A 22,419-nucleotide genomic window follows, 5' to 3' on the forward strand; every position below is an offset into this window, starting at 1 on the left:
CCGAGCCACCCGAGGGCGGGCCCTTTCCGGAAGCAATCCCGGAAGCGGCCCGCCTCGTTGCTTCGACCTACTGGACGACGCGGGCGTTCACCACCGCGGGCGGTCCGCCCAGCGCGGGCGGCGTCCAGGGCACCACCTTCTTGTTCTTCCACTCGACGAGCTTCAGCGACGGGTCCTCCAGCGGCACGTCGAAGGTGAAGGACACGCGCTTGGGGCCCCCGGCGTCGGTCTCCTCAATGCGCACCTTCAGGCCCTCGAAGACCACCTCGTCCCCCTGCTTGAGCGGGTAGCGCGCGGCGCGGTGGATGCGCTCCTCCACCGACGTGAGGAAGTTCCCCTTGGGCAGCGACAGCTCCAGCGTGTTGGGGCCCGTGCGCGTCACCAGCTGCTCATGCAGCGAATAGGACAGCGTCCACCAGGCCTTCGGCAGCGGCTTGCCCAGGGACCACCACTGCACGGAACCGTAGATGCCCACGACGCCGTTGGGGGCGTTGAGCACCACCAGTCGCTGGTTCGGCAGCGCCTTGAGATCCAACGCCTCCCCGTAGCGCAGCTGCACGCGGTCCAGGCTCGCCTGCATCTGCGAGTACACGTCCAGGGTCTGCCACCACACGTAGGGGGCGGCGACGATGTGCACCAGGCCCAGCACCGCCGCGCCCGCCAGCACCGCGCCGGAGCGGAACGTGCGCGCGCGGCCCCGCCACGCGTGGCGCAGCACCATGGCGATGGCCACCGCGGAGCCCAGGCTGGGGACGATGAGGGTGCGGGACCCGGCGAACGCGGAGCTGGCCAGCCACGTGGACACGAACGAGCCCGTCAGCATCCACCCCAGCGTGCGCCGCTCCGAGGACTCCATCGAGGGCCACACGCCCCACAGCAGCAGCGCGAAGACGACGACGCCCACCGCGCCCAGCACCGTGAACAGGGGCACGTAGGACAGGTCCATGATGAAGTCCGTGGGCGCGCTGAGCGTCAGCCCCGCGATGGCCGCCGGCACGCGGATCAACATCGCCTGGAACCACGCCACCGGCGTCTCCATCGCATCCAGGTACATATCCGAACCGGACGCGCCGTAGCCCATCGCCCGGTACAGCACGAAGTAGCAGGCCATCAGCGCGCCGAACGGCAGCAGCGCCTTCACCCGGTCCACCGCGCGGCCCGGCCCGGAGAAGGCCTCGTAGGCGAGCAGGTACGGGCTGAGGATCATCATCGTCTCGCCGCCCGCGAGGCTCAGCACGAAGGCGATGAGCGCGAAGGCCAGGGCGCCCTTGCGCTGACGCTCCCGCCACTCGACGTGGAAGAAGATGCCCACGATCCCGAAGAGCATGGACACGAGCACGCTGCGGTAGGACAGCCAGCCCAGCAGCGCCGCGTGCGAGCTGTTGATGGCGAAGAGGAACATCGCCAGCGCGCCCACCGCCGTCGGCAGCACGCGCCGGAGCAGCACGCCCGCGAGCATCACGAGCCCCACGTACCAGAGCAGCGAGTGCAGCTGGTAGCCGAAGGCGTTGCGGTTGTAGAGCAGGTGATCCAGGCCGTACAGCGCGCTGCCCAGCGGCCGGAAGAAGGCCACCTTCACCGTGGGCACCGCCCACCACGGGAAGACGCCGGCCTGCTTGAGCGCATGCGTGTGCTCCGGGATGCCCGTCGCCGTGCGGTACACGTCGAAGGGCGTGTTGCCCAGGGGTGCGGGCGGCGACACGTGGTCCCAGACGCCCAGCCAGATGTAGTCATCCGGCATGAAGCCGACCCGCAGGGTCAACGCGCCCAGGAGCGCGGCGCAGGCAACGGAGATCCAGAAATAACGCTGAAACGACCATCCACCGGAGGTCGGGTTGGGGGAGGCATCCATGTTTCAAATATCTATCAGCGTGGCACCCCCGCGAGATAGGTCCTCCTGGGTCGTCCGCTGCCACCGGAAGCACGCGGAGTGTGGCGCCCAAGCGTGAATCCTTTGCCAGGGCCCGGACTCCGGGTGATTCTCCGCTCACGGAGGGGGACGCAGTCCGGCGGTGTTGTCGCGCGCGGGTGCGTGCCGTTCCTTCCGTGCCTTTCGCCCGGAAAGCACGCATGCGCATCGCGATCATCGCCACGTACACCCACCCGACCCGGCTGCGAATCAAGGAGCCCTCCATCATGCAGTCCTCCGTGCCGGAGCTGATCGCCGGCCTGTGCCCGGAGCACGCGGAGGTGGAGATCTTCAACGAGAAGGAGGCGGACATCCCGTTGGACAGGCACTGGGACCTGGTCTTCTTCTCGTACCTGCACTCGTACTACGAGCACACCAAGGTGCTCTCCACCCTCTTCCGCCAGCGCGGCATGACGACGGTGGCGGGCGGGCGGCACGCGGGCTACTTCCCCGACGACGCGGCGCTGTACTTCGACGCGGTCATCACCGGCGAGCCGGAGTCCAACGTGCCCGCGCTCGTCCAGGACTTCGAGAAGGGCGAGCTCAAGCCGCGCTACAGCAACCCGTCCCTGGGCGCCGCCGCCATCCGGCCGTACCGGTACGAGCTCATCAACTTCACGCACAACAAGGTGCGGCTGCCGGGCATCGAGGCGTCGCGCGGCTGCCCCTTCGCGTGCAACTTCTGCGTCCTCACCGGCAACGAGCGCTACCGCTTCCGCCCCATCCCCGACGTCATCGACGAGATCCAGACGCGCATGCGCTGGAACCCGAACTACCTGGGGCTGATGGACGACGCGTTCGTCTTCCTCGACAACAACCTGGGCGGGTCACCCAAGTACCTGCGCGCGCTGTGCGAGGCGCTCATCCCCCTGAAGAAGACCTGGGGCTGCGCCCTCACCTTCAACGTGCTCAAGGACGAATCGCTGGTGAAGCTGATGGCGAAGGCGGGCTGCCGCTACGTCTACACCGGCCTGGAGTCGCTCAACCCGGACTCCCTCAAGGCGATGAACAAGGGCCAGAACAAGCTGTCGGAGGTGGACGCCGTCATCCGCCGCGTCTTCTCCTCCGGCATCCTCTTGTCCTTCGGGCTCATCGTCGGCTCGGACGGCGACACCAACGAGTACCTGCACCGGCTGCCGGAGTACCTGGCGGACCTGAAGTACTTCTCCGTCACGTTCCTGGGCATCGTCTGCCCCTACCCGGAGACGCCCTTCTTCCGCGAGCTGCAGGCCGAGAACCGGCTGCTGCCCGGCACCACCAGCCGCGACTACGACGGCTACACGCTGTGCCACCGGCCCAAGCAGCTCCATGCCTCGGAGGTGGTGGAGCACTTCCTGCGGCTGTGCCGCACGCTGGGCAGCCTGCCCAACATCGCGCGGCACTACGCGTCCAAGCTGATGATGAGCGACATGCCGCGCTACAAGCAGACCATCCTCTTCTCCGGGCCGGAGATCGTCAGCATCCGCAACCCGGTGAAGAACACGGCGCGCCGCTACATCGCGGGCCTGGACGCGCTGGAGGACTGGGACGTGCAGCAGATGGCGGCGCTGGGCCTGAAGCCCCAGCTCGTGACCTGAGCGGCGCCCGAGCCGGCTCCGGAGCTTTCAGCGGACCCGCGTGGGCAGCCGCACGTCCCACGCGAGCCCCAGGGCCTGGAGCGCGCGGATGAAGAGCCAGCCCGGGTCCCACTGCCACCACACCCAGCCGTGTCGCGCGGACGCGGGGAAGGCGTGGTGGTTGTTGTGCCAGCCCTCGCCCAGCGCCAGCACGCCCACCCACCACACGTTGCGGCTGCGGTCGCGCGTGTCGTGGACGCGGACGCCGAACCCCGCGTGGCACACGGAGTTCACCGCGTAGGTGCTCTGCATCCAGCACACCACGGGCAGGAAGAAGTACGCGGGCACCGTGCGCCAGCCGAACGTCAGCCCCACCGCGAGCACGGCCAGCACCTGCGGCACGATGCGGAAGCGCAGCAGCCAGTGGTAGTAGCGGTCCTCCGCCATGTCGCGGCACCAGGTGCGCCAGCCGTCGTCGTCCGTGGAGGCCTCGTTGAGGATCCACCCCATGTGCGCGTACCAGAAGCCGCGCACGGGCGAGTGCACGTCCCCTTCCGCGTCCGCCTTCGCATGGTGCAGCCGGTGCGTGGCGGCCCACAGGAGCGGGCTGCCCTGCGCGGTCAGCATGGCCACCGTCACCAGCGCGTACTCCACCCAGCGGGGACAGGCGAAGGCGCGGTGACACAGCAGGCGGTGCAGCCCCACCGTCGTGCCCAGCCCGATGGTCACGTACACCGCCAGCGCCACGGCCAGCGCGTGCGGAGGCCAGGGCAGCACGAAGGCCAGCGCGGCCAGGGCGTGCACCACGAGCATGTAGCCGACGATGACGGGACTGGCCTGGAAGCGGAGGGGAGCGGAGATCATGGCCCGGTGCGGGAGCGAAAGGTGGAACCCGCAGTGTAGGGGCCGGGCCCGACGGGACAAGCCTTGCGTCCGGATTCGCGGGCGCCCCGCTCACATCACGCGCGCGTCCTGGCCGCCCCGGGCCTGGGCCGACACGAGCGGAGGCGCGGCGGGCAGCAGGGCCTGCGCGGAGGCCTGGAGCCGGTCAATGCGGCGCAGCTCCGCGCGGGCCCCCACCTCCGTGAAGATCTCCCTCGCGCGAGCGAGGAAGGCCTCCCGCCGGTGCGGCAGCGCCACCGCCGCGTCGAAGTAGGCGACGCCCGTCTCCCACCGGTTGGGGCTCGCCTCCAACACGGCGATGGCCTCCAGGAACACCGGCTCCGCGGCCTTGGGCCCCTTGCGCAGCCGCAGGGAGCGCGCCGTCACGCGCAGCGCCGGGCCCTTGAGGTAGGGGTACAGCCGTGAGAGCACGCGCGCCTTGAGGGACGCCAGCCGCACGATCTTCAGCAGCTTCCTGCGCGGCACCACCGTGGCGCCCTCCTCCAGCGCGAAGAGGGCCGCCTCCGCCGCGTCCACCAGCCCCACCTGGAGGAAGGGCACCAGGACCTGGTAGCTCCAGATGCTCTTGAAGCAGCGCACCGCGACGAACGCCGCCTCCTCCACCTGGTGCTCGCGCACCGTCACGTTGGCCAGGTGGTTCAAGCTGGCGCACTGGTTGGCCAGGTCCGCCACCTCCTCGCTGATGCGCAGGCCCTGCTCCAACTCCGCGCACAGCTCGCCCACGTCGCCTTCGCCCAGCAGGTAGCGGCACATGGGCGCCCACGAGTGCGCCCAGCCCTGGTGCATCAGCGCGTTGAGCTCCACGCCAATGGTCTTCATCTGCTCGTAGAGCTCCTCCGCCGTCTTGAAGCGCGAGCAGAGGAACTCGCCCGTCGCCTGCATCATCAGGGATGTCTGGCGCTCCCAGCGCTCGCCCACCACGCGCAGCGTGGACACGGCCTGCTCCTGGAAGTCGCGCGAGCGCTTCAGCTCGTTGGCGAAGAACGCCTGGATGCCCAGCCGGCTGAGCGCGAGCCCCTCCGCCACGGGGTCCTTCGAGCGCCGCGCGTACTCCAGCGCCCGCTCGCCGTGGTAGCGCGAGCGCTTGAGCAACCCCGCGCCGAACAGCAGCGTGGCGTAGTAGCCGCTGGCCAGACTCATGGCGTAGTCGCTGCGCGAGCGCTCCGCCATGTTGGTGGACACGAGCGTCGCCCAGGTGAGCTTGGTGATGTCCGCGAAGTAGTAGATGCGGATGAGCGAGTTGAGCGTGCTCAACTGCTGCAGGTACTGCGGCAGGCGCGCCGCGGGCAGCGGCCGCAGGATGAAGGGCAAGAGCGTGGCGAGCCCCCGCAGGAGCAGGTTCGCCAGCGTGCGCAGCGCCAGCGCGGGCAGGCTCTGCGGCAGGGTGCGGCCCCGGAGGATGAGCGATTGCTCCAGGTGGTGGGTGGCGAGCTTGGACTCGCCCTTCTCCTGGTGCGCGCGGCCCAGGCCCAGGTGCAGGTCCGCCTGGCGGGGGACCTCCTCCTCGTCCACCAGGCACTGCTCGAACATGATGAGGGCGCCGGCGTAGTTGCCCGCCTGGAGCAGCGTCTCCGCCAGCTCCTGCATCACCCGGCGCGTCTTCAGGAGCAGCGCCTCCGGATCCAGCGGGGCCACGGTGCCCAAGAGCTCCAGCCCCCGGTTGTAGTGGTAGAGCGCGTCGTCGTTGGCGTACTGCGCCCGCGCGCTGCGGGCCGCCATCAGCGTGTACTCCAGGCCCTTGTCCTCCACGTTGCCGGCGAGGAAGTGGAAGGCCAGCAGACCCGCGGAGCCCGCGAGGTTGTCGTTCGCGCGGGCTTCCAGGTAGCGCGCGAGCCGCCGGTGCAGGTCCTCGCGCGCCGACACCAGCAGCGTGTTGTAGGCCACGTCGCGGATGACGATGTGCTTGAAGAGGCAGGTGTACGGCTCCTCCGACTCCAGGAGGATGAGGCCCAGGCGCGTCAGCGTGTCCATGGCCTCGCGCAGGCGGGGGCCCACGATGGAGCCCGGCACCAGCGCCGACACCGCGTCCAGCGTGAAGACGCGCCCGATGACGGACGCCACCTTCACCACCAGCTTCTCCGTCTCGCTCAAGAGGTCGATGCGCGACAGCACCACGTCCTGGATGGAGTCCGGCAGCAGCAGGTCCTGCAGGCCGCGCTTCAGCTCCATCCGCTCCGAGCCGGGCTCCGCGATCCCCAGGTAGCCCTGCTCCGTCAGGCCATCCACGATGGATTCGATGAAGAACGGGTTGCCCTGCACCTTCGCGAGCAGCCGCTCCTCCAACGCGAGGTCCGGCGGCGACATGCGCAGGTGCACGCGCAACAGCGCGCGCGTGTCCTCATCGTCCAGGCTGGACAGCTCCACCGGGCAGTATTCCGGCAGCTCGCGCAGGCCGCGCAGCTGGTCGCCCGGGCGCATCGTCGCCAGCACCATCATCCGGTGCGAGCCCAGGCGCACCGCGAGGTACTGGAGCAGGTCCAGGGAGATGTTGTCCGCCCAGTGCAGGTCCTCGAAGAAGAGCAGGAGCGGCCGCGCGCGGCTGAGCTTCTCCAGGAGCTGGAAGACGATTTGAAACACCTTCTGCTGCTTGCGGCGCGCGTCCACGGCCAGCGTGTCCGGCGACTCCTCCATCGCCACGCCGAGGATGTTCGCGATGACGGGGATCCACTCCGGCCCCACGTCCTCCAGGCCGTCCAGCCCGTGCCCCAGCTTCCCCAGCTGCGTCTGCGGATCATCCGCGTCACCCAGCCCGAAGGCCTGGAGCAGCACCTCCTTCCAGGGGAAGAAGGGGGTGAACATCTCGTAGGAGTAGCAGATGCCGTACAGCGCCCACGCGCCGCCGGCCTCCGCGTCGTCCAGCACACGCGCGCCCAGCCGCGACTTGCCGATGCCCGCCTCGCCGGACACCACGCACACCCGGCCCCGGCCGTTGAGCGACGCGTCCAGCGCCTCGCGCAGCACGGCCAGCTCCTGGCGCCGGCCGATGATGTCGCCCTGGCCCTTGATGAACAGGCTGCGGCGCGTCTCCCCCAAGAGCCGGTACACCGGCACCGTGCGCGAGACGCCCTTGAGCTTCGCGTCCTCCACGAACTCGGTGGCGAAGCCGCCCTGGTGGAGCCGGCCCTGCGTGTTGGCGCACAGGTGCACGCCGCTGGTGCGCCCGTGCGTCATCAGGCGCGCGGCCATGTTCACGACCTCGCCCAGCGCCGAGTACCCCTTGCGCCACGGCGAGCCCATGTCCCCGCAGTAGGCGTGGCCGGTGGCGATGCCGATCTGCAGCTCCTCCAGGAACGGGAAGCTGTCCCGGGCCTTGAGCAGCTTGCAGGCCAGCCGGCACGCCAGCACCTCCTTGTTCTGCTGGGCGGTGGGCGCGCCGAACAGGACGTAGAGCACGTTGCCCTTGTCCGTGAAGTCCGTCATCAGCAGCACGCCGCCGTGGTGCGCGCTCTCTCGCTGGACGAACTCGTAGTAGGCGTTCAGGTCGCGGGTGAACGACGTGGGGTCCCCGTCCGACGGCGCGTGCGTGAAGCGCACGAAGAAGCAGGTGACGTCGCGGAAGTCGCCGGAGAACTCCTGGTGCGCGGTGGTGATCTTCGTGAAGAGCACCGGGTGCAGCAGCAGCGCGCACCGCCCCACCAGCTCCGAGCCGCCCGTGGGCGCGGGCAGCGGCCGCTTGACGGCCTCCACCGGCGCGTCCAGGGCCAGCCGGTGGTTGCCCCCCGCGCGCTCCTCGCCCCGGCGCACGGACTCCGGCAGCGCGCTCCAGGCCCGGGGGCTGAGGACGACCTCCGACACGGTGGACTGCTTCTCCGCGCCCACCGCCTGCGCCAGCGGCTCGCCCACGAGCGCCGGGTGCATCCACAGGCCGGTGGCGCCCATCACGATGCGGTTCGATTCACCGAAGCCGATGCCGATGCGCGACGACACGCCGAAGCGCTGGCCCAACAGCTCCAGCCGGGCGAAGCGCGCCAGCCTGCGCTGCACGCTCAGCGCGCACACCGCGGCGCGCTGCACGACGTCGCCGTCCGCCTCGTCGGGCGCGGCCTCGAAGCACGCGAGGATGGAGTCGCCGGCGAACTGGTAGATGTCACCGCCGTGGTCGCGCACCACGTCGATCATCTCGGTGTAGTAGTTCGTGAGCAGCCGCTGGAGCGCGTCGATGCCGCGAGGCCCCGCGCCGCTCAGCCCCACCACGATGGGCGTGAAGCCCGCGATGTCCAGCAGCAGGATGGCGCCCCGCACGGGCTCCACCCGGGGCAGGGCATCCGCCTCGTGGTGCGCCAGTCGCGCGAGGATGGCCGCCGGCATGTAGGGCGCCAGCGCCGCGACGACCGGATCGATGTGCTGCTGAGAGTGCATCCCGGGGGCCTGGGCTCAGGACAGCGTGGCGTAGCGCAGCCACAGGGCCGCCACGCACACCGCTCCGTAGAGGGGGATCTCCGCCGTCTCGCTCCAGGGCTGCTGCTTCATCACCGCGCCCCAGACGTGGATCGCCGTCATCACCCCGCCAATGAGGCCGATGAGCTCGAAGATGACCAGGTGGCTCTTGGGGTCCGGGATGAACTGCACCACCGCGATGATGACGGCCAGCGCCAGTCCGCCCAGGCAGCGCGCGAAGTAGACCGTCAGGTGGTTGTTGCCCGTGGGCAGCTCCCACCCGAACCAGCGTGCCCAGCGCAGCGGAACGAACAGCAACGGCAGTGCGTAGACGACGAGGAAGAGTGACGTGGAGAGCGCGAGGAACCAGCTGGCCAGCGGATAGTTGGGGTTGATCATGGTGGCGAACGTGGCGACGGCGAGGCGTCCCCGTGCTGGGCGCGCCCGACCCCACGTGTCCATCCTAGAATCTTTTCCAACCCCGTGGGGTGTCTCCCCCCCTTAACGCGTGGCGGCCAGGAGGAACTCGGTGACCCGCTCCAGGGACGTGGTCCGCTCGGCCTCCGCCGGGAAGCGGCGGAAGGCCTCCAGGGGGCCATGCAGGATGAGGGGCTTGCCATAGCGCAGCGCCAGGGCGGCCTCCGCGGCGGTGCCCGCCCCTCCCGGCAGCGCCACCAGCGCGTGGGGCGTCAGCACGTTGATGTGGTTGCGGCTCATCGGGTCCGTGCCCTGCTCTCCGCTGAGGGGCAGGTGGGTGTAGATGGGCAATTCGATGTCCGTGTTCGGATAGCCCGGGCGGGGCTGGTAGCGGCCGTCCGCCCCCACGGTGCCGGGGATGATGCCAATGGCCGCGCCCCGCCGGCCCTCCACCGCGACGAAGGCGCCCGCCGCCGCGCTCATCACCCCGCCGCCCGCGCCGGTGAGCAGGTCGAAGCCAGCCTCCGCGATCCACCGCGCCAGCGGTATCACCCACTCCTCGTGGGACTCCGTGCCGGAGCCGAACACTCCGATGATACGGCGCTGTCTGCGCATGGCGACGGCCTCCCGGGGGTCCTGAACCGCATGCCCACCCCTGTTCCATGCGAATCCGCGGCCAGGGCCGCAAGGGATCACGGACCGCCGTGCGGTACCGTTGCCGTCCACCCGTGGAAGCTCCGGGAGGCGAGCGTCCGACACCCATCGCTTCCCTGCCCCGGAGCGGCAGGCTGCCCGCACCACGCGTGATGTCGGACCCCTGCTCTACCTTCGTGCGCAGTGAGCCAGGAGGCCACCCATGTTCGACGCCTGTGGAGGTTGTGAGCGCCGTGGCACCGCCGGAGAGGTGTTCGACTGGTGCGCGCACTGCGAGCTGTCGCTGTGCCCCACCTGCCTCACCCGCGGCTGCTGCGGCAGCGTGCCCGCGGACTCCGGCCGGGGCGCGCCGCGCGAGCTGCCCGAACCGCCCCGGGCCGCGCCAGAGCCCCTGCCGGAGCACTTCGGCGGCCGCTGCTGCACGCACGCGCGCGCGGTGGCGTGCTCCTGCGCCTTCCACTGGGTCTGCGTGCGCCACGGCGACCTGCACGTGGGAACGCACGACTGAGCCACCCGGAGCCCCTCCCCCGGTGACGGCGACGACAAGGCCTCCCCGTGGAGAGGCCCTGCCGGCGAGCCGCGGAGTTTCAGCCTACGGCAGGCAGAGGTGGGCGCCGTTCACGGGGCCGTAGGGGTTGGGCGGCTCGAACGTCGACGGGCGGATCTGCAGGCCCGCGAACGTGATGACGCCCGGGACGATGGGGGCGTTGATGGGGTCGAACTTCCACGGCCGGCGGTTGGCCGCGTCCGTGGTGTTGTCGACCACGGTGAAGCGCACGCCCGGGGCCCTGGGGCCGGAAGCGGGCTGCGTGACGACGATGATGCCCAGGCCGCTGGTGGGCGAGCCCGCCTGCACGACGAAACCGCGCGGCGACTGGAGGCCCGGGGGGATGCTGGTCGAACCGGGCGGCTGCCACGCGACGTTGAACACCTGGCCGGAGGTGGCCTCGATGGTGGTGCCCGGCGCCGGCGCGCGCAGCATGGGGAAGCCCGGCTGGAAGAGCCAGAAGACGTTGACGCCGTGGAACTTCGTGGGGTCCACGAAGTCCAGCGCCGTGGTGGGCGTGCCCGTGGCCGTCAGGTAGCGCGCGACGGCGTCCAGGATGCCGTTGTCACCGATGGCCAGCGACTCCTGGAGCACGCACATGCTGTGGGCCGTCGCGATGGGCCGCAGGGTCACCGTGGGCAGGTAGCGGCCGACGGGCGGGATGGGCGGCAGGGTCGCCGGCGTGCCCGGAGGCTGCGTGGTGGGCAGCGAGCCGCCGCCCGCGTTCAGCGAGAAGAACGGCGGCGAGGCGCGGCTGGGCACGGTGGGCGACACCCAGAAGCCGTTGGCCGCCGCGGCGACGGGCGGGACCGCCGGCTTGCCCAGCACCGGGTCCAGCATGGTGACCTGGGCGTTCTGGGTGACCGAGCGCAGGAAGAGCGGGTTGATCTCCGAGATGATGGGGGTGATGGGGCTCGCGGGTCCCCCGTTGGTGATCCAGCTGAAGAAGAACGCCTCCGGATCCCACGCGAAGCCGGACACGCGCGTGGTGAGCGTGCCCAGGTCCGTGTCCTGGAACTCCGGCGTGTTCACGATGGGCGTGCCCACCGAGCCGGTGGACGGGTTGGATTCACAGCCGGCTCCGACAGCCAGCGCACTCAGGACGGACACCAGACGCAGTGAGCGGTTCATCGGTCAGTTCTCGGGGAGGATGTGGCCGCGGGGCGTGGACTGCGCGTGGCACGTCTGCGCGCAGTTGCCAAAGCGGTTGGGGTCGCCCTTGGCGCTGAACTGCTCGGAGAAGTACTCGTCGCCGTGCACCGACGGGTGGCAGGAGGCGCAGACGTTGATGCTGGGGCGCAGCGCGCTCTCCCGCGTGAGGTGGCACACGGTGCAGTCCGTCTTGTTCTGCGTGTAGCGCGGCGACGTGTTGTGCACCGAGTGGATCACCTGCTGGATGCGCGCCACGAAGTCGCTGTCGCGCTGGTGGCACGTCTTGCAGGCCTCCACGTGGTCCACGCCCATGCCGTGGCGCAGGTTGTCCAGCGACAGCACGCCGCGGTGGCACAGCTGGCAGTTGCCGACGGAGCTCGGGTACGTGGTGGGCTCGGCCTGGCCCACCTGGAAGAAGTACGCGTTCATCTTCGCGACGCGCTCGCCCAGGAAGTAGCGGTGGCTCTTGACCATGGCCACGTACGTGCCGGCTTCCGCGTCCTTGGGCAGATCCACCGTGTAGCGCGTCGTCCAGGTGGAGGCGTAGACGCCCGGGAAGGCGCTGAGCGTGGCCAGGTCATCCACGAGGCCAATGGACTCCGCGTCCGCGGACCAGTACGGCGCCTTGAGCTGGGGATCGCTGCGCACCCGGAGGTTCTGCAGGGGCCCGGCGACCATGTAGGCCGGCTGGGCGTCGCGCTCCAGCAGCGCGAAGTAGTTGGTCTGCGTGGGGTACAGCAGGCCGTTGGCGTTGTCCGCCAGCATGTCCTTGCCGCTGGGCAGCAGGCCGGAGGGCAGCATCTGGTTGCCGTCGCCGTCGCGCAGGTCGAGGAACAGGCGGAACGACTCCGCCGGCTCGTAGTAGCCCTTGCCGTTGGCGGGCGTGCTGAACTTGAAGCGCGGGTCGACGCCGAAGCCGCACACCACCGGCTGGCCGTCCGCGTTCGCGCACGTGGGGGCCAGGTTGTCCTGGGTCACCAGCTCGATGGGGAAGACGAACGGCTCGTTGGGCAGCTGGCTCCACGTCACCTTCAGGATGGCGGGGCCGGGGATGAAGGGCGCTTCGAAGGTCTTGAAGGGGTTGGTGCTGCCCACCATGTCCATCTTCACCAGGGTGCGGTAGGCGGGCGGCGACGGGGGCTGGCCGAAGAGCACCGGCAGCGGGTGCGGGGCGGTGTCCCCCGGGAACTGGGGCGCCTGCACCGTCTCCATGCGCCAGCCCAGGCGCGTGTGGCCTCCGGCGGCGGAGTCCGCGAGGAAGTCCCCGCGCGAGTACACCACCGGCGTCATGCGCGGCGTCACGCCATCCGCGTCGAGGATCTCCACCGTGAAGGTGTCGTCCGTCACGCGGCGCCAGCGGGCGTTGTCGAAGAGGACCTCGCGCGTCCAGGCGTCCTGGGAGAAGCCCTCGATGCCGGTGTTGAACGTCCACGTGTCCGACACCTTGCCCAGGTCTCCCCAGTCCAGGTTGCGGAAGCGCGACTCGTACTTCATCCAGCGCACGGCCTGGGTGAGGTCCGACGTGTTGGTGTGCTTGTTGAGCACGATGTCGCTCAGCGTGAGCTGATTGAGGAAGTACTTCGTGCCGGCCATCAGGCGCAGCGTGCCGGTGGGCTTGATGCGGGCGCTGGTGGGGTCGGTGGCCGACAGGTCCGGGCAGGTGTCCGGGTAATCCGGCAGGTTGAGCGTGCCCTTGGAGACCGCGACGCCGCTGGGCAGGATGGCGCAGCCGTTGAATTGCTGAAGGCTCAGGCGGATGGCACCCGAGGCGGACGACTGGTACGGGTCGAAGACGCGCGCGCCACGACCGCTCACGTCCTCGTCGTCATTCACGTCCAGCAGATTGCAGGACAGTGTGGGCACCAGGAGCGCACACAGGGCGCTGCGCACGAAGGTCGAACGAATCATGTCGGGCACGGGTAGCAAACGCGGGGGACCAGGAGTCGACTTCTAGCATCCGTGTCCAGCCGTGACAATTACCGGCCCCACATGCTTGACATTGCCCCCCCCCGGGGCCTCGCGTACCGTCCCGCTCCGCCATGATCTACTACCTGCTGAAGGGCCTCCACCTGCTCGCGATGGGTGTTTGGCTCGGTGCGTCCATCACCTCCCCCCTCGACATCCTGCGCACGCTGGCCCGCGGCCGGCCGTACGTGGACCTCATCCCGGAGCAGGTGGCCCGGGCGGACAAGATCATGATCCCCGCCGCCGCCCTGACCATCCTGACGGGCCTGGGGCTGATGCAGACGACCCAGGGCTTCGTCACGGCGCCGTGGCGCTTCTGGGCCGGCTTCGGGCTCACCGTGGTGCTGGCCCTCATCGGGAAGCTGGGCCTGGACCCCACCAAGAAGCAGCTGGCCGTCGCGGTCCAGGGCACGGGCGCTGGCGAGGCCGCCCTCGTGGGCGACCTGCGCGGCCGGTTCGTCACCCTCATCACCGCCTGGCATGTGGGCTTCCTGCTCATCTTCGTCCTGATGCTCTACCCGTTTTAAGTTCACCGGGGGGCTGGGGCGCGTTCACGGCGCAACTTGGTAAGCTGGCGGGCCATGGCCCTTCTGCTGGAGTCCCCCAACCTTGTCGCCCTGCTGCGAGATCGCCGGGCACTGACGCCGGACCACCCCCTCTTCACCTTCCTGGTGGATGGGGAGGAGGCAGGCAGCTACACCAGCGCCGACCTGGACACGCAGTGTCGCCGGGTGGGCGCCGCCCTGCGGCCGACGCACCCTCGAGGGGGCCGGGCGCTGCTGCTGTTCCCGCCCGGGCTGGACTTCCTGGCGGGCTTCCTGGGCGCCATGTACGGCGGCCTGGTGGCGGTGCCGACGTACCCGCCCAACCCCATGCGCCTGCAGCAGACGCTGCCGCGCTTCCGGGCCATCGTCCAGGACGCGAGCCCCAGCGTCATCCTCACCACCAGCTTCCTGCGGGAGATGATGGAGTCCATCATCGACCAGGAGGCGCCGGAGCTGCGGCGCATCCCGTGGGTGTGCATCGACGCGCTGCCGGAGGGGAGCGAGGACGGGTGGACGGATCCGAAGATCGATCCGTCGGAGACGGCGTTCATCCAGTACACGTCGGGCTCCACGGGCATCCCCAAGGGCGTGGTCATCACGCACCGCAACGTCATCGCGAACGGGCGGCTGGAGGTGGTGGCCTTCACGCCCTTCAGCGGCCGGCCGGTGAACGTCAGCTGGCTGCCGATGTTCCACGACATGGGCCTGATGTTCGCGCTGCACAGCATGGTGGTGGACGCGCACTTCGTCTTCATGTCCCCGCTGGACTTCCTGCAGCGGCCCATGCGCTGGCTCCAGGCGCTGACGAAGTACCGGGCGGAGATGACGGTGGCGCCCAACTTCGCCTTCGAGCTGTGCCTGCGCCGCGTGGATGAGAAGAAGCGCGCGGAGCTGGACCTGTCGAACCTGCGGATGCTGCTCAACGGCGCGGAGCCCATCCGTCCCCACACGCTGGATCGCTTCAACGCCTTCTTCGCGCCCGTGGGCCTGCGGCCCACCGCCTTCCTCACCTGCTACGGGCTGGCGGAGACGACCCTGATGGTGAGCACGCAGCTGCGCAACACGCCCTTCCATGAGGTCAGCGTGGACGCGGAGTCCATGCGCTTGCGCAAGCTGGTGGAGGTCCCCGTCGGGACGCCCCAGGCGCAGCGCGTGGTGGGCTACGGGCGCTCGTGGGTGGACCGGCTGCTCATCGTGGATCCGGAGACGCGGGAGCCTCTGCCGCCCCGGGCCGTGGGTGAGCTCTGGGTCCAGGGCGCGCAGGTGGCGAACGGCTACTGGCAGCGCCCCGAGGAGACGCAGGCGGCCTTCGGCGCGCGGCTCGCCAACGGTGAGGGGCCCTTCCTGCGCACCGGCGACATGGGGTGCCTGGATGGCGAACAGCTGTACCTGCTGGGACGCCTGAAGGAGCTCATCATCATCCGCGGGCGCAACCTCTACCCCACGGACCTGGAGCAGGTGGTGGAAGCCGCGCACCCGCTGGTGCGTCGGGGCTGCTGCGCCGCGTTCGCCATGGAGGAGAACGGCGAGGAGCGGCTGGGCATCGCGTTCGAGCTGGAGCGCACCCAGGCGGAGGAGCTGCCGCCGGAGGCCCTGCGTCAGCAGCTCGCGGGGCTGGTGGACACCGTGCGCCAGGCGCTCGCCGAGCACTTCGACGTGCAGGCCCACACCGTGGCCGTGCTGCCCACGGGCGGCATGCCCAAGACGTCCAGCGGCAAGCTGCGGCGGCGCGCCTGCAACGAAGGGCTGCGCGACGGCACCCTGCCCGTCCTGGGCTGAGCGGCCCTCACGCCGGGCGCGGAGGACAGGCGCCCGGCGGTGGCCTAGAAGGACGCTTCGAGCAGGCCTTCGACGCGGGAGTTGTCGCGGTAGCTTCCGAAGAAGCTGCCGCGGTCGCCCCGGAGGATGGCGCCGCCCACGCGGGCGCGCAGCACGTCCGAGAAGGTGAACTCCACCTCCGGCAGCACCAGCACGTCATACCGGTTGAGCGCGGTGGCGGCCGTCAGCATCGCGGTCCACCGCCTTCCTGCCTGCCACTCCACCCGGCCCCACAGCGCGCGCTCCAACGGGTAGCGCAGGCGGCGCACGAAGTCGTCGCGCAGCGGCGCGCCCACGCCTCGCGTCTGCGCGAACTCCAGGAAGAAGCGCAGCTGGTGGTCGCCCAAGAACTCGGGCGTCTGGTAGTCGCCGCCCAGCACGTAGGACAGGAAGCGATCCTCCGGTTCCTCCGGGCGGGTGCGCAGCGTGTGGATGAGGGCGGCCTCGGCCGCGACGCGCAGGCCTCCGAAGGTCCGCTCCACGTCCAGCGTGGTGACGCGCTGACGGCGGTACGACAGCGTCAGCGTGACGTCCGCGGACGTGGGCGGATCCGCGACCTGCACGGAGCTGGTCAGCGTGGGCAGGTGGTCGATGAGGTACGCCTGGCCCAGCGACACGTCCGTGCCCGCGACCGAGAAGGCCAGCCGCCCGGCGAGCTGCGCGTTCTTCGGGGTGGGAGAACCCATGGACTCGTTGCGCACCTGGAAGCGCAGCGGGATGGGCGACGGCTCGCCTCCCACGGAGCCCACCACCCACGGTGAGCTGCTCTGGAGCGTGCCGTCCTCCGCCACGCCGGTGAAGGCCGGCAGCAGGTGCGCCTCCGGCACGGGCAGGTAGTAGACCTCCGCGAGGAACGACTCCAGCACCAGCCCCGCGCGCGCCATCCAGGCCCCGCGCTTCTCCGTGCGCAGCACGTCGCGGTAGTCCACCGGGTTGAGCACGTCCGTAGGGTTCGTCAGCGTCGCGGAGCCCCACGTCACCAACTGGCGGCCCGCGGTCAAACGCAGGTGGTCGCTCTTGAGGGTGACGTAGAGCTCGTCCACGTCGAAGCGGTCGCGGCTGCTGTCCGCGAAGTCGCGGCGCGCCACCAGCGTGCCCGCCGCATGGCCCGCGCCGAACGTCACTTCGCTCTTGAGCGACAGGTCCACGCTCTGCCGCCCCACCGTCTTGCCCTCCGCGGGCGACACCGGGACGAAGAAGCTCTGCACGCGCAGCTTGCCGCTCAGCCCCAGCCCCTTCACCCCCAGCGTCTCGGTGGGGGCGGAGGTCGGCGTGGGCGTCGAGGTGTCTTCCGTCACCGGCGTGAAGCCCGACACCTCACCCCAGGCCGGATCCTCGGCCAGCGCGGCCGACTCCTGCGCCGGAGGCGTCTCGGAGGACGGGGCGGGCTCCTCGGCCGAGGCCACGGTCTCCCCCGAGGACGGCGTCGCGGTATCGGGCCGCGCGGGGTCGACGGCGGCCTCCACCGTGGGTTTCTGCTCGGGAGCCGGGGCCGGATCCGACGGCGGTGGCGCCGCGCTCGTCACGGTCGGCGCGGACACGGCGGGCGGTGCGATGAAGACGAGCGACTGGACGGCCCGCCCCTTGAGCCGGACCGTGAGGCCCCGCTTCGCGTACTCCAGGCCGCCCCGGGCGCGCACCCAGCAGGGCGCGGACTCCGATGGCGTGGCGCAGGCGTGCCCGTACTCGCGCTCCAGCCGCTCCTGCGTCCAGCCCACGGGCTGCACCTGGATGCGCCGCACCTGCTGCGCCTCCAGGGTGATCTCCAACGTGCGCGCACCTTCCGGGGCACGCTTGCCCACGAAGCGCTGCACCTCGCCGTGGCGGGTCTTCCACCGCGACGACGGGGGCCCCAGCTTCGCGCGCAGCGCTTCCGCGTCCAGGCCGGGCGTCACCTCCGCCCAGCCCGCCGCGAGCGCGGTCGGCGTCCACAGGCCGAGGAGCAGCGCTCCCACGGCCCCCCATGCGCCCGCGAGCAGGCCGCGTCCCAAGCTCACGGCCCCGCGAGCGCGTGACGGCTGAAGGTGTCCGCGGGCAGCGTGGGGTTCACCTGCCGCGAGTCCACCGTGACGACCGTGCGGTGCTTGCGCTTCAAGTCCACGATGGTCATCACGTCCGTGCGCCACGCCGTGTCGCTGACCTTCGTGAGCTTCGAGCCCTCCAGCGACTTCACCGGCTGCAGCTGCTTGTCGAAGTAGCGCATGCGGACCTGCATCAGGTTGTCCTTGCGCAGCCACACCTGCACCTTGCCGTAGGGGGAGTCCTTGGCCACCGACTCGCGCGCGGGCTTGCCCTCCACCACGTGGCAGTCCACGCCGCCCAGCTTCTCCGAGCCGGTGAGCGTGTACGCGAAGTCATCCACGTCGCGCTGCTTCAGGTCCTCGTACCAGAGGTCGGAGTTGACGAAGCGGTCCTTGAGGTCCGACGCACCCAGCTGGCGCGTCTTGCGGAACGCGGGCAGGTACAGCCACTGCTCGGCCTCCGGCTCGCCCACGGGGTCCACCGACAGCAGCGTGGTGCCCTTCACGTCCGCGGGCGAGTCGAAGCGCATCCGCAGCTTCTCCGCCCCGTCCGCGTCCGTCTCGTAGAGCGACTCCAGCGACAGCTTGCGCGGCGTGCCGCCCTGCTCTTCCAGCGACAGCGTGATGTGCAGCTGTTCGGACTTGAGCCGGTGCAGCTTGTCGCTCTTGCGCATCAGGTCCTGGGCGTTGTCCGCCGCGGCCCCGATACCCGGGGTCCCCAGCACGAGCGCCAGCGCGCTTCCAAGGAGCAGGCGGCGCGTGGCCGTGCCCCGGTGTTGCGACCGTTCCATGATGAGTCCTCCGGATTGCGGAATGGGACCGCGGGTTGCTTTCGTCAGACGCGAGGGAAGGCCGCGAATTCCAAGGTCCGCGGCCAATCGCTCAGGCCCCGGAGCCGGGCAGCGACGGCACCGTGTCACCGGCCGGGTGGCTCTCCGGCGTGCGGACCGGGACGCCCAGGCGCGTGCGGGTGAAGGCCAGCAGCGGCGGCAGCACCAGCATCTCCGACACCATGCCCAGCAGGATGGCCAGCGCCGTGAGCAGGCCGAACCAGGACACCAGCGGGAACTGAGAGAGCATCAGCACGCCGAAGCCCATGGTGAAGACGAGCGTGGAGATGGACACGCCCGCGCCCTTCACGAGCATCGTCTCGCGCAGCGCGCGCTCCCGGTCGTCGTGCTCCGACAGCCGCGAGCGGAAGTACTCCAGGAAGTGGATGGTGTCGTCCACCACGATGCCCAGCGCGATGGAGGCGATCATCGACGTGGCCTCGTTGAGCGGCACGCCGATCCACCCCATCACGCCCAGGATGACGATGACGGGCCAGATGTTGGACGGGATGCTGAAGAGGCCCGCGCGCACCGAGCGCAGCACGATGAAGATGGGCCCGAAGATGAGGATGAACGCCAGCCCCAGGCTGCCCATCTGGCTCTGCACCAGCCGGTCGATGGTGTTCACGAGCATCCGGTTGTCGCCCGTGGCCACCGCCGCGTAGCCGTCCGACGCCGGGAAGTGCTTCACGAGGTACGCGTCCACCTGGTCGAAGATGACGTTCTGCTTCGCCACGCTGTGCTCGTTGTAGCGCACCACCACGCGCGCCCAGCCGCGCGACGGGTCCAGGTACTCCGCGAAGCTGTCGTCGCCGTTGAGCAGCAGCAGCTGCGCGGTCTGCTCGCGCGTCTCCGGCAGCCGGTACTCCTTCGGATCATCCCCGAAGAAGCCACGGTGCATCAGCTTGACGTAGTCCGCGGGCGACGTGACGACCTTCGCGTTGAGGTCCTTGCGCAGGAACTCCTCCAGCGCCTCCACGCGCTGGAGCGCCTCCGGCTCCAGGAAGTGCCCCTCCTTCTCGTGCTTGAGGGAGATGACCAGCGCGCTGGCGCCGCCCAGGCGGTTGTCCACCAGCTCCGTGGCCGCGCGCACCGGCGTCGCGTGCCCCAGGTTCTCCTGGAGGTTGGAGTCCGTGTAGATGCGCGGGATGCCCGCCGCGCCCAGCACCAGCAGGACGATGCTCAGCAGGAGGATGGGCAGCGGACGGCGCTGCACCGCGGCCGTGTAGCGGCCCACCCACTTCGTGAAGAAGGGCGACACGCCCAGGCTGCCGGGCGCCACCCAGAAGGACGGCGGCTTCCACAGCGCCGCCAGCGTCACCGTGGTCATCGTGGTCAGGAAGACGGCCACGATGGCGAGCGCGGACGTGATGCCGAAGTCGCGCAGCGCCGGCATGTTGCTCACCGCGATGGAGCCGAAGCCGATGATGGTGGTGAACTCACACATCGTCGCGGGGATGAGCAGCTCCGCCAGCGTCGCTTCCACGACCTCCCGGCCGCCGTGCTCCTTCGCGTGGTGCGCCAATTCCGACAAGAAGTGGATGAGCAGCGCCGTGGACAGCACCAGCACCACCGGCGCGACGATGACGGACCAGTTCGTCATCGAGCGGCCCAGGAGCGGGAACATGGCCAGGCCCGCCACCAGCGCCACCATCATGTTGACGAACGCCAGCACCGCGCCCGCGAGCCTGCGGAGGCACACGAGCAGCAGCACGAACATGGAGATCATCAGCGCCGGGATGAAGACGTTCAGGTCGCGCTGCATGAACGCGCCCAGCTCCGCGAGGATGGTGGGCGTCCCCGTGACGTAGAAGGCCTTCACGCCGCCGGTCGCCTTCGCCTTCTCCACCAGCGCCTGCACCTTCGCCACGGTGGCGGTGTTGTCGTCGTCGGACAGGTCCGGAATCAGCCGCACCACGACCATGGCCAGCTTGGGGTCCTGCGGGGACAGCAGCCCTTCGGAGATGAGCGGGTTGAAGAGGGCCCGCTCACGGATGTGCGCGAGCGCCGCCGCGTCCTGCGGCACCGGCTGCGGCACGAGCGGCTCCGCGCGGAAGCTCAGGTCCGCGCCCACCACGTCCTTCACGTGCGTGAGGCTGTCCACGCGCGCGACGGGGCGAACCTCCGCGCCGTCCGGGTGCTTGATGGTGAGCCCCTGCAAGTCCTCCGACAGCCCGTACACCGTCTCCAGCGCGGGCCGCGAGAAGATGTCGTCCGCCTCGTAGGCGAGCACGATGAGGTTGTCGCCGACGAAGCGCTCGACGACTGTGTCCAGCACCCGCTGCTCCGGCAGCGTGCGGTCCGTCAACGCCTCGAAGCCGGCCTGCATCTTCAGGCGCGGCAGGGCGCTGGCGCTCACCGCGATGATGGCCAACAAGACGAAGAGCAGCGTCTTGGGGTGTGTCACCATCCACGCGGCGACGCGTTCGACTCGACTGCGGGGGGTCATCATGGGGGAGTCCAGAGCAGGGGTGCCGCGTTATACCAGAACGTCCTGGATCTAGGGGATCAGGGCAGCCTGCTCCTGCACCCAGCCGGCGAGCGAGAGGGCCTGCGTTTCGTCCAGCAGCTCGCTGTAGGTGGGCATCTGCGTGCCGGGGGCGATGGACTCCGGGTTGCGGATCCACTTCGCGACTTCCACCGTGGGCTTCGCGCGCGACTGCTTGAGCATCGTGCGGAACTTGGCGCCCTCCTGGTGACACGTCGCGCAGCCCAGGCTGGTGAAGAGCTGCTCCGGGGTGCCCTGCGCGGCCTTCACACGGGGGACGCTGCCCTGGGGAATCTCATGGTCGATGGGGGTCAGGCTCTCGAAGAAGCGGAAGAGGGCCTCCGCCTCCACGTCGTCCATGCCGCGGAAGCGGCGCATGGGCGGGCGCATCACGTACCCGTTGGGCGTGACACCTTCACGCATGGCGCGGGCGAACTGCGGCTGCGTCCAGCCCTTGAGCCCGGTGGCGTGGGGGGTGAGGTTGCTGGAGTAGACGACGCTGGTGGAGGTCTCCGCGTACTTGAAGCCGCCGGAGAAGGCCTTGTCGCCGTCCACCTTCGACGGGTTGAGCCCCGGCGTGTGGCAGCCCGCGCACTCGTAGACGTTGTGCGCCAGGTAGCGGCCGTACTCCACCGTCGCGCCCTTGGGGGGCGCCTTCATGCCGGACGCGGGCCGCTCGAGCGGCACCTTGCCCAGCATCACCGCCATCACGACCTTGCCCAGCGGGCCCGTCTCCGACTTCGGCTGCGCCTGCGGATCCGCCGCGAAGAGCGCGTCGTCGGAGCGCATGAAGCCCAACACCGCGGACAGGTCCGCGTCATCCAGGCCGTAGTGTCCCATGATGAGGACGCGCCGGCCGTCGCGCTTGATGCCGTAGCGGATGGCGCGCGCCAGCTCCCCGTCGCTCATCGCGCCGATGCCCGCCTCGCGGTGCGAGGTGATGTTCGCCGAGTAGAACTTGCCGAGGAACGACGGCACGCCCTTCATGGCGCCGCCCGTCACCCGGCCGCTGCTGTCCTGCCGGTGGCAGTCCTCGCAGACGGCGCGGAAGATGGCGCGTCCGTGCTCGACCTGGGTCGGGTCGGTGGCTGCGACCAACGGCGGCAGCGGCGCGTCCACGACCTCGGACACCTTCGAACCGCCCCAGAAGCCCATGCCCAGCACCGCCAGCAACAGCAGCGCCACGAGCGCGCCCAGCGTCTTCAGAATCTTCATCGCCAAGGGAGACCTTCCTCTT

General features: G+C 70.1%; 15 protein-coding genes. 4 read left to right on the forward strand and 11 right to left on the reverse strand.

The features are described 5' to 3' along the window. Positions 1-67: 67 nt before the first annotated feature. Positions 68-1,852, reverse strand: a complete 1,785-nt coding sequence (locus D7V97_RS05995) for a hypothetical protein (protein ID WP_147444706.1) — start codon at positions 1,850-1,852, stop codon at positions 68-70. A 218-nt stretch (positions 1,853-2,070) separates the two neighbouring features. Between D7V97_RS05995 and D7V97_RS06000 the strand changes: the two genes are divergently transcribed. Next, positions 2,071-3,486: a radical SAM protein gene (locus D7V97_RS06000; RefSeq protein WP_120609626.1), complete on the forward strand. Its 1,416-nt coding sequence runs from the start codon at positions 2,071-2,073 to the stop codon at positions 3,484-3,486. Between the two features lie 27 nt (positions 3,487-3,513). Here D7V97_RS06000 and D7V97_RS06005 read toward each other — a convergent pair whose 3' ends face one another. The 4 genes from D7V97_RS06005 to D7V97_RS06020 form a co-directional block, all read right to left on the reverse strand. After that, entirely contained in the window at positions 3,514-4,329 is an 816-nt protein-coding gene (locus D7V97_RS06005) for an acyl-CoA desaturase (RefSeq protein WP_120609627.1), read from the reverse strand. Positions 4,330-4,419: 90 nt separating this feature from the next. Beyond that, on the reverse strand, positions 4,420-8,727 hold the full coding sequence (locus D7V97_RS06010; RefSeq protein WP_120609628.1) for an AAA family ATPase: 4,308 nt from the start codon (positions 8,725-8,727) through the stop codon (positions 4,420-4,422). 15 nt (positions 8,728-8,742) lie between these two features. Beyond that, positions 8,743-9,207 carry a hypothetical protein gene (locus D7V97_RS06015; protein WP_368668882.1) on the reverse strand — a complete coding sequence of 155 codons (465 nt, stop codon included), beginning with the start codon at positions 9,205-9,207 and terminating at the stop codon, positions 8,743-8,745. A gap of 39 nt (positions 9,208-9,246) precedes the next feature. Next, complete coding sequence (locus D7V97_RS06020) at positions 9,247-9,777, reverse strand: molybdenum cofactor carrier protein (RefSeq protein WP_120609629.1); 531 nt, start codon at positions 9,775-9,777, stop codon at positions 9,247-9,249. Positions 9,778-10,018: 241 nt separating this feature from the next. On the opposite strand from D7V97_RS06020, the gene D7V97_RS06025 reads away from it, so the two are divergent. Further along, entirely contained in the window at positions 10,019-10,324 is a 306-nt protein-coding gene (locus D7V97_RS06025; RefSeq protein ID WP_120609630.1) for a hypothetical protein, read from the forward strand. An 84-nt stretch (positions 10,325-10,408) separates the two neighbouring features. Here the strand turns inward: D7V97_RS06025 and D7V97_RS06030 are convergent, their stop codons facing one another. Together D7V97_RS06030 and D7V97_RS06035 are read right to left on the reverse strand one after the other, a co-directional pair. Continuing rightward, positions 10,409-11,494, reverse strand: a complete 1,086-nt coding sequence (locus D7V97_RS06030; RefSeq protein ID WP_120609631.1) for a hypothetical protein — start codon at positions 11,492-11,494, stop codon at positions 10,409-10,411. A gap of 3 nt (positions 11,495-11,497) precedes the next feature. Next, positions 11,498-13,423: a cytochrome c3 family protein gene (locus D7V97_RS06035; protein ID WP_120609646.1), complete on the reverse strand. Its 1,926-nt coding sequence runs from the start codon at positions 13,421-13,423 to the stop codon at positions 11,498-11,500. A gap of 131 nt (positions 13,424-13,554) precedes the next feature. On the opposite strand from D7V97_RS06035, the gene D7V97_RS06040 reads away from it, so the two are divergent. After that, on the forward strand, positions 13,555-14,007 hold the full coding sequence (locus tag D7V97_RS06040) for a hypothetical protein (protein ID WP_120609632.1): 453 nt from the start codon (positions 13,555-13,557) through the stop codon (positions 14,005-14,007). A gap of 54 nt (positions 14,008-14,061) precedes the next feature. After that, positions 14,062-15,804 (forward strand): fatty acyl-AMP ligase, encoded by a 1,743-nt coding sequence (locus D7V97_RS06045; protein ID WP_120609633.1) that lies wholly within the window; start codon positions 14,062-14,064, stop codon positions 15,802-15,804. Positions 15,805-15,848: 44 nt separating this feature from the next. On the opposite strand, the gene D7V97_RS44555 is transcribed toward D7V97_RS06045, so the two are convergent. The 4 genes from D7V97_RS44555 to D7V97_RS06060 form a co-directional block, all read right to left on the reverse strand. Beyond that, positions 15,849-17,840: a DUF1302 family protein gene (locus D7V97_RS44555; RefSeq protein WP_158623290.1), complete on the reverse strand. Its 1,992-nt coding sequence runs from the start codon at positions 17,838-17,840 to the stop codon at positions 15,849-15,851. Then, positions 17,837-18,655 (reverse strand): outer membrane lipoprotein-sorting protein, encoded by an 819-nt coding sequence (locus tag D7V97_RS06050; protein ID WP_120609634.1) that lies wholly within the window; start codon positions 18,653-18,655, stop codon positions 17,837-17,839. Before D7V97_RS06050 ends, D7V97_RS44555 begins: the two co-directional genes overlap by 4 nt. A gap of 91 nt (positions 18,656-18,746) precedes the next feature. Continuing rightward, positions 18,747-21,146: an RND family transporter gene (locus tag D7V97_RS06055; RefSeq protein WP_120609635.1), complete on the reverse strand. Its 2,400-nt coding sequence runs from the start codon at positions 21,144-21,146 to the stop codon at positions 18,747-18,749. Between the two features lie 48 nt (positions 21,147-21,194). Continuing rightward, a complete protein-coding gene (locus D7V97_RS06060; RefSeq protein WP_233582539.1) occupies positions 21,195-22,397 on the reverse strand; it encodes a cytochrome c in 1,203 nt (400 codons plus the stop codon). Positions 22,398-22,419: the final 22 nt, after the last annotated feature.

This window comes from Corallococcus sp. CA053C, assembly GCF_003611675.1.
Lineage (GTDB): Bacteria > Myxococcota > Myxococcia > Myxococcales > Myxococcaceae > Corallococcus.

What these genes read in the sequence shown, in the direction of transcription:
- D7V97_RS05995 (WP_147444706.1), bottom strand. Translation starts at nt 1,852, where the DNA reads ATGGATGCCTCCCCCAACCCGACCTCCGGTGGATGGTCGTTTCAGCGT.
- D7V97_RS06000 (WP_120609626.1), top strand. Translation starts at nt 2,071, where the DNA reads ATGCGCATCGCGATCATCGCCACGTACACCCACCCGACCCGGCTGCGA.
- D7V97_RS06005 (WP_120609627.1), bottom strand. Translation starts at nt 4,329, where the DNA reads ATGATCTCCGCTCCCCTCCGCTTCCAGGCCAGTCCCGTCATCGTCGGC.
- D7V97_RS06010 (WP_120609628.1), bottom strand. Translation starts at nt 8,727, where the DNA reads ATGCACTCTCAGCAGCACATCGATCCGGTCGTCGCGGCGCTGGCGCCC.
- D7V97_RS06015 (WP_368668882.1), bottom strand. Translation starts at nt 9,207, where the DNA reads ATGGACACGTGGGGTCGGGCGCGCCCAGCACGGGGACGCCTCGCCGTC.
- D7V97_RS06020 (WP_120609629.1), bottom strand. Translation starts at nt 9,777, where the DNA reads ATGCGCAGACAGCGCCGTATCATCGGAGTGTTCGGCTCCGGCACGGAG.
- D7V97_RS06025 (WP_120609630.1), top strand. Translation starts at nt 10,019, where the DNA reads ATGTTCGACGCCTGTGGAGGTTGTGAGCGCCGTGGCACCGCCGGAGAG.
- D7V97_RS06030 (WP_120609631.1), bottom strand. Translation starts at nt 11,494, where the DNA reads ATGAACCGCTCACTGCGTCTGGTGTCCGTCCTGAGTGCGCTGGCTGTC.
- D7V97_RS06035 (WP_120609646.1), bottom strand. Translation starts at nt 13,423, where the DNA reads ATGATTCGTTCGACCTTCGTGCGCAGCGCCCTGTGTGCGCTCCTGGTG.
- D7V97_RS06040 (WP_120609632.1), top strand. Translation starts at nt 13,555, where the DNA reads ATGATCTACTACCTGCTGAAGGGCCTCCACCTGCTCGCGATGGGTGTT.
- D7V97_RS06045 (WP_120609633.1), top strand. Translation starts at nt 14,062, where the DNA reads ATGGCCCTTCTGCTGGAGTCCCCCAACCTTGTCGCCCTGCTGCGAGAT.
- D7V97_RS06050 (WP_120609634.1), bottom strand. Translation starts at nt 18,655, where the DNA reads ATGGAACGGTCGCAACACCGGGGCACGGCCACGCGCCGCCTGCTCCTT.
- D7V97_RS06055 (WP_120609635.1), bottom strand. Translation starts at nt 21,146, where the DNA reads ATGATGACCCCCCGCAGTCGAGTCGAACGCGTCGCCGCGTGGATGGTG.
- D7V97_RS06060 (WP_233582539.1), bottom strand. Translation starts at nt 22,397, where the DNA reads ATGAAGATTCTGAAGACGCTGGGCGCGCTCGTGGCGCTGCTGTTGCTG.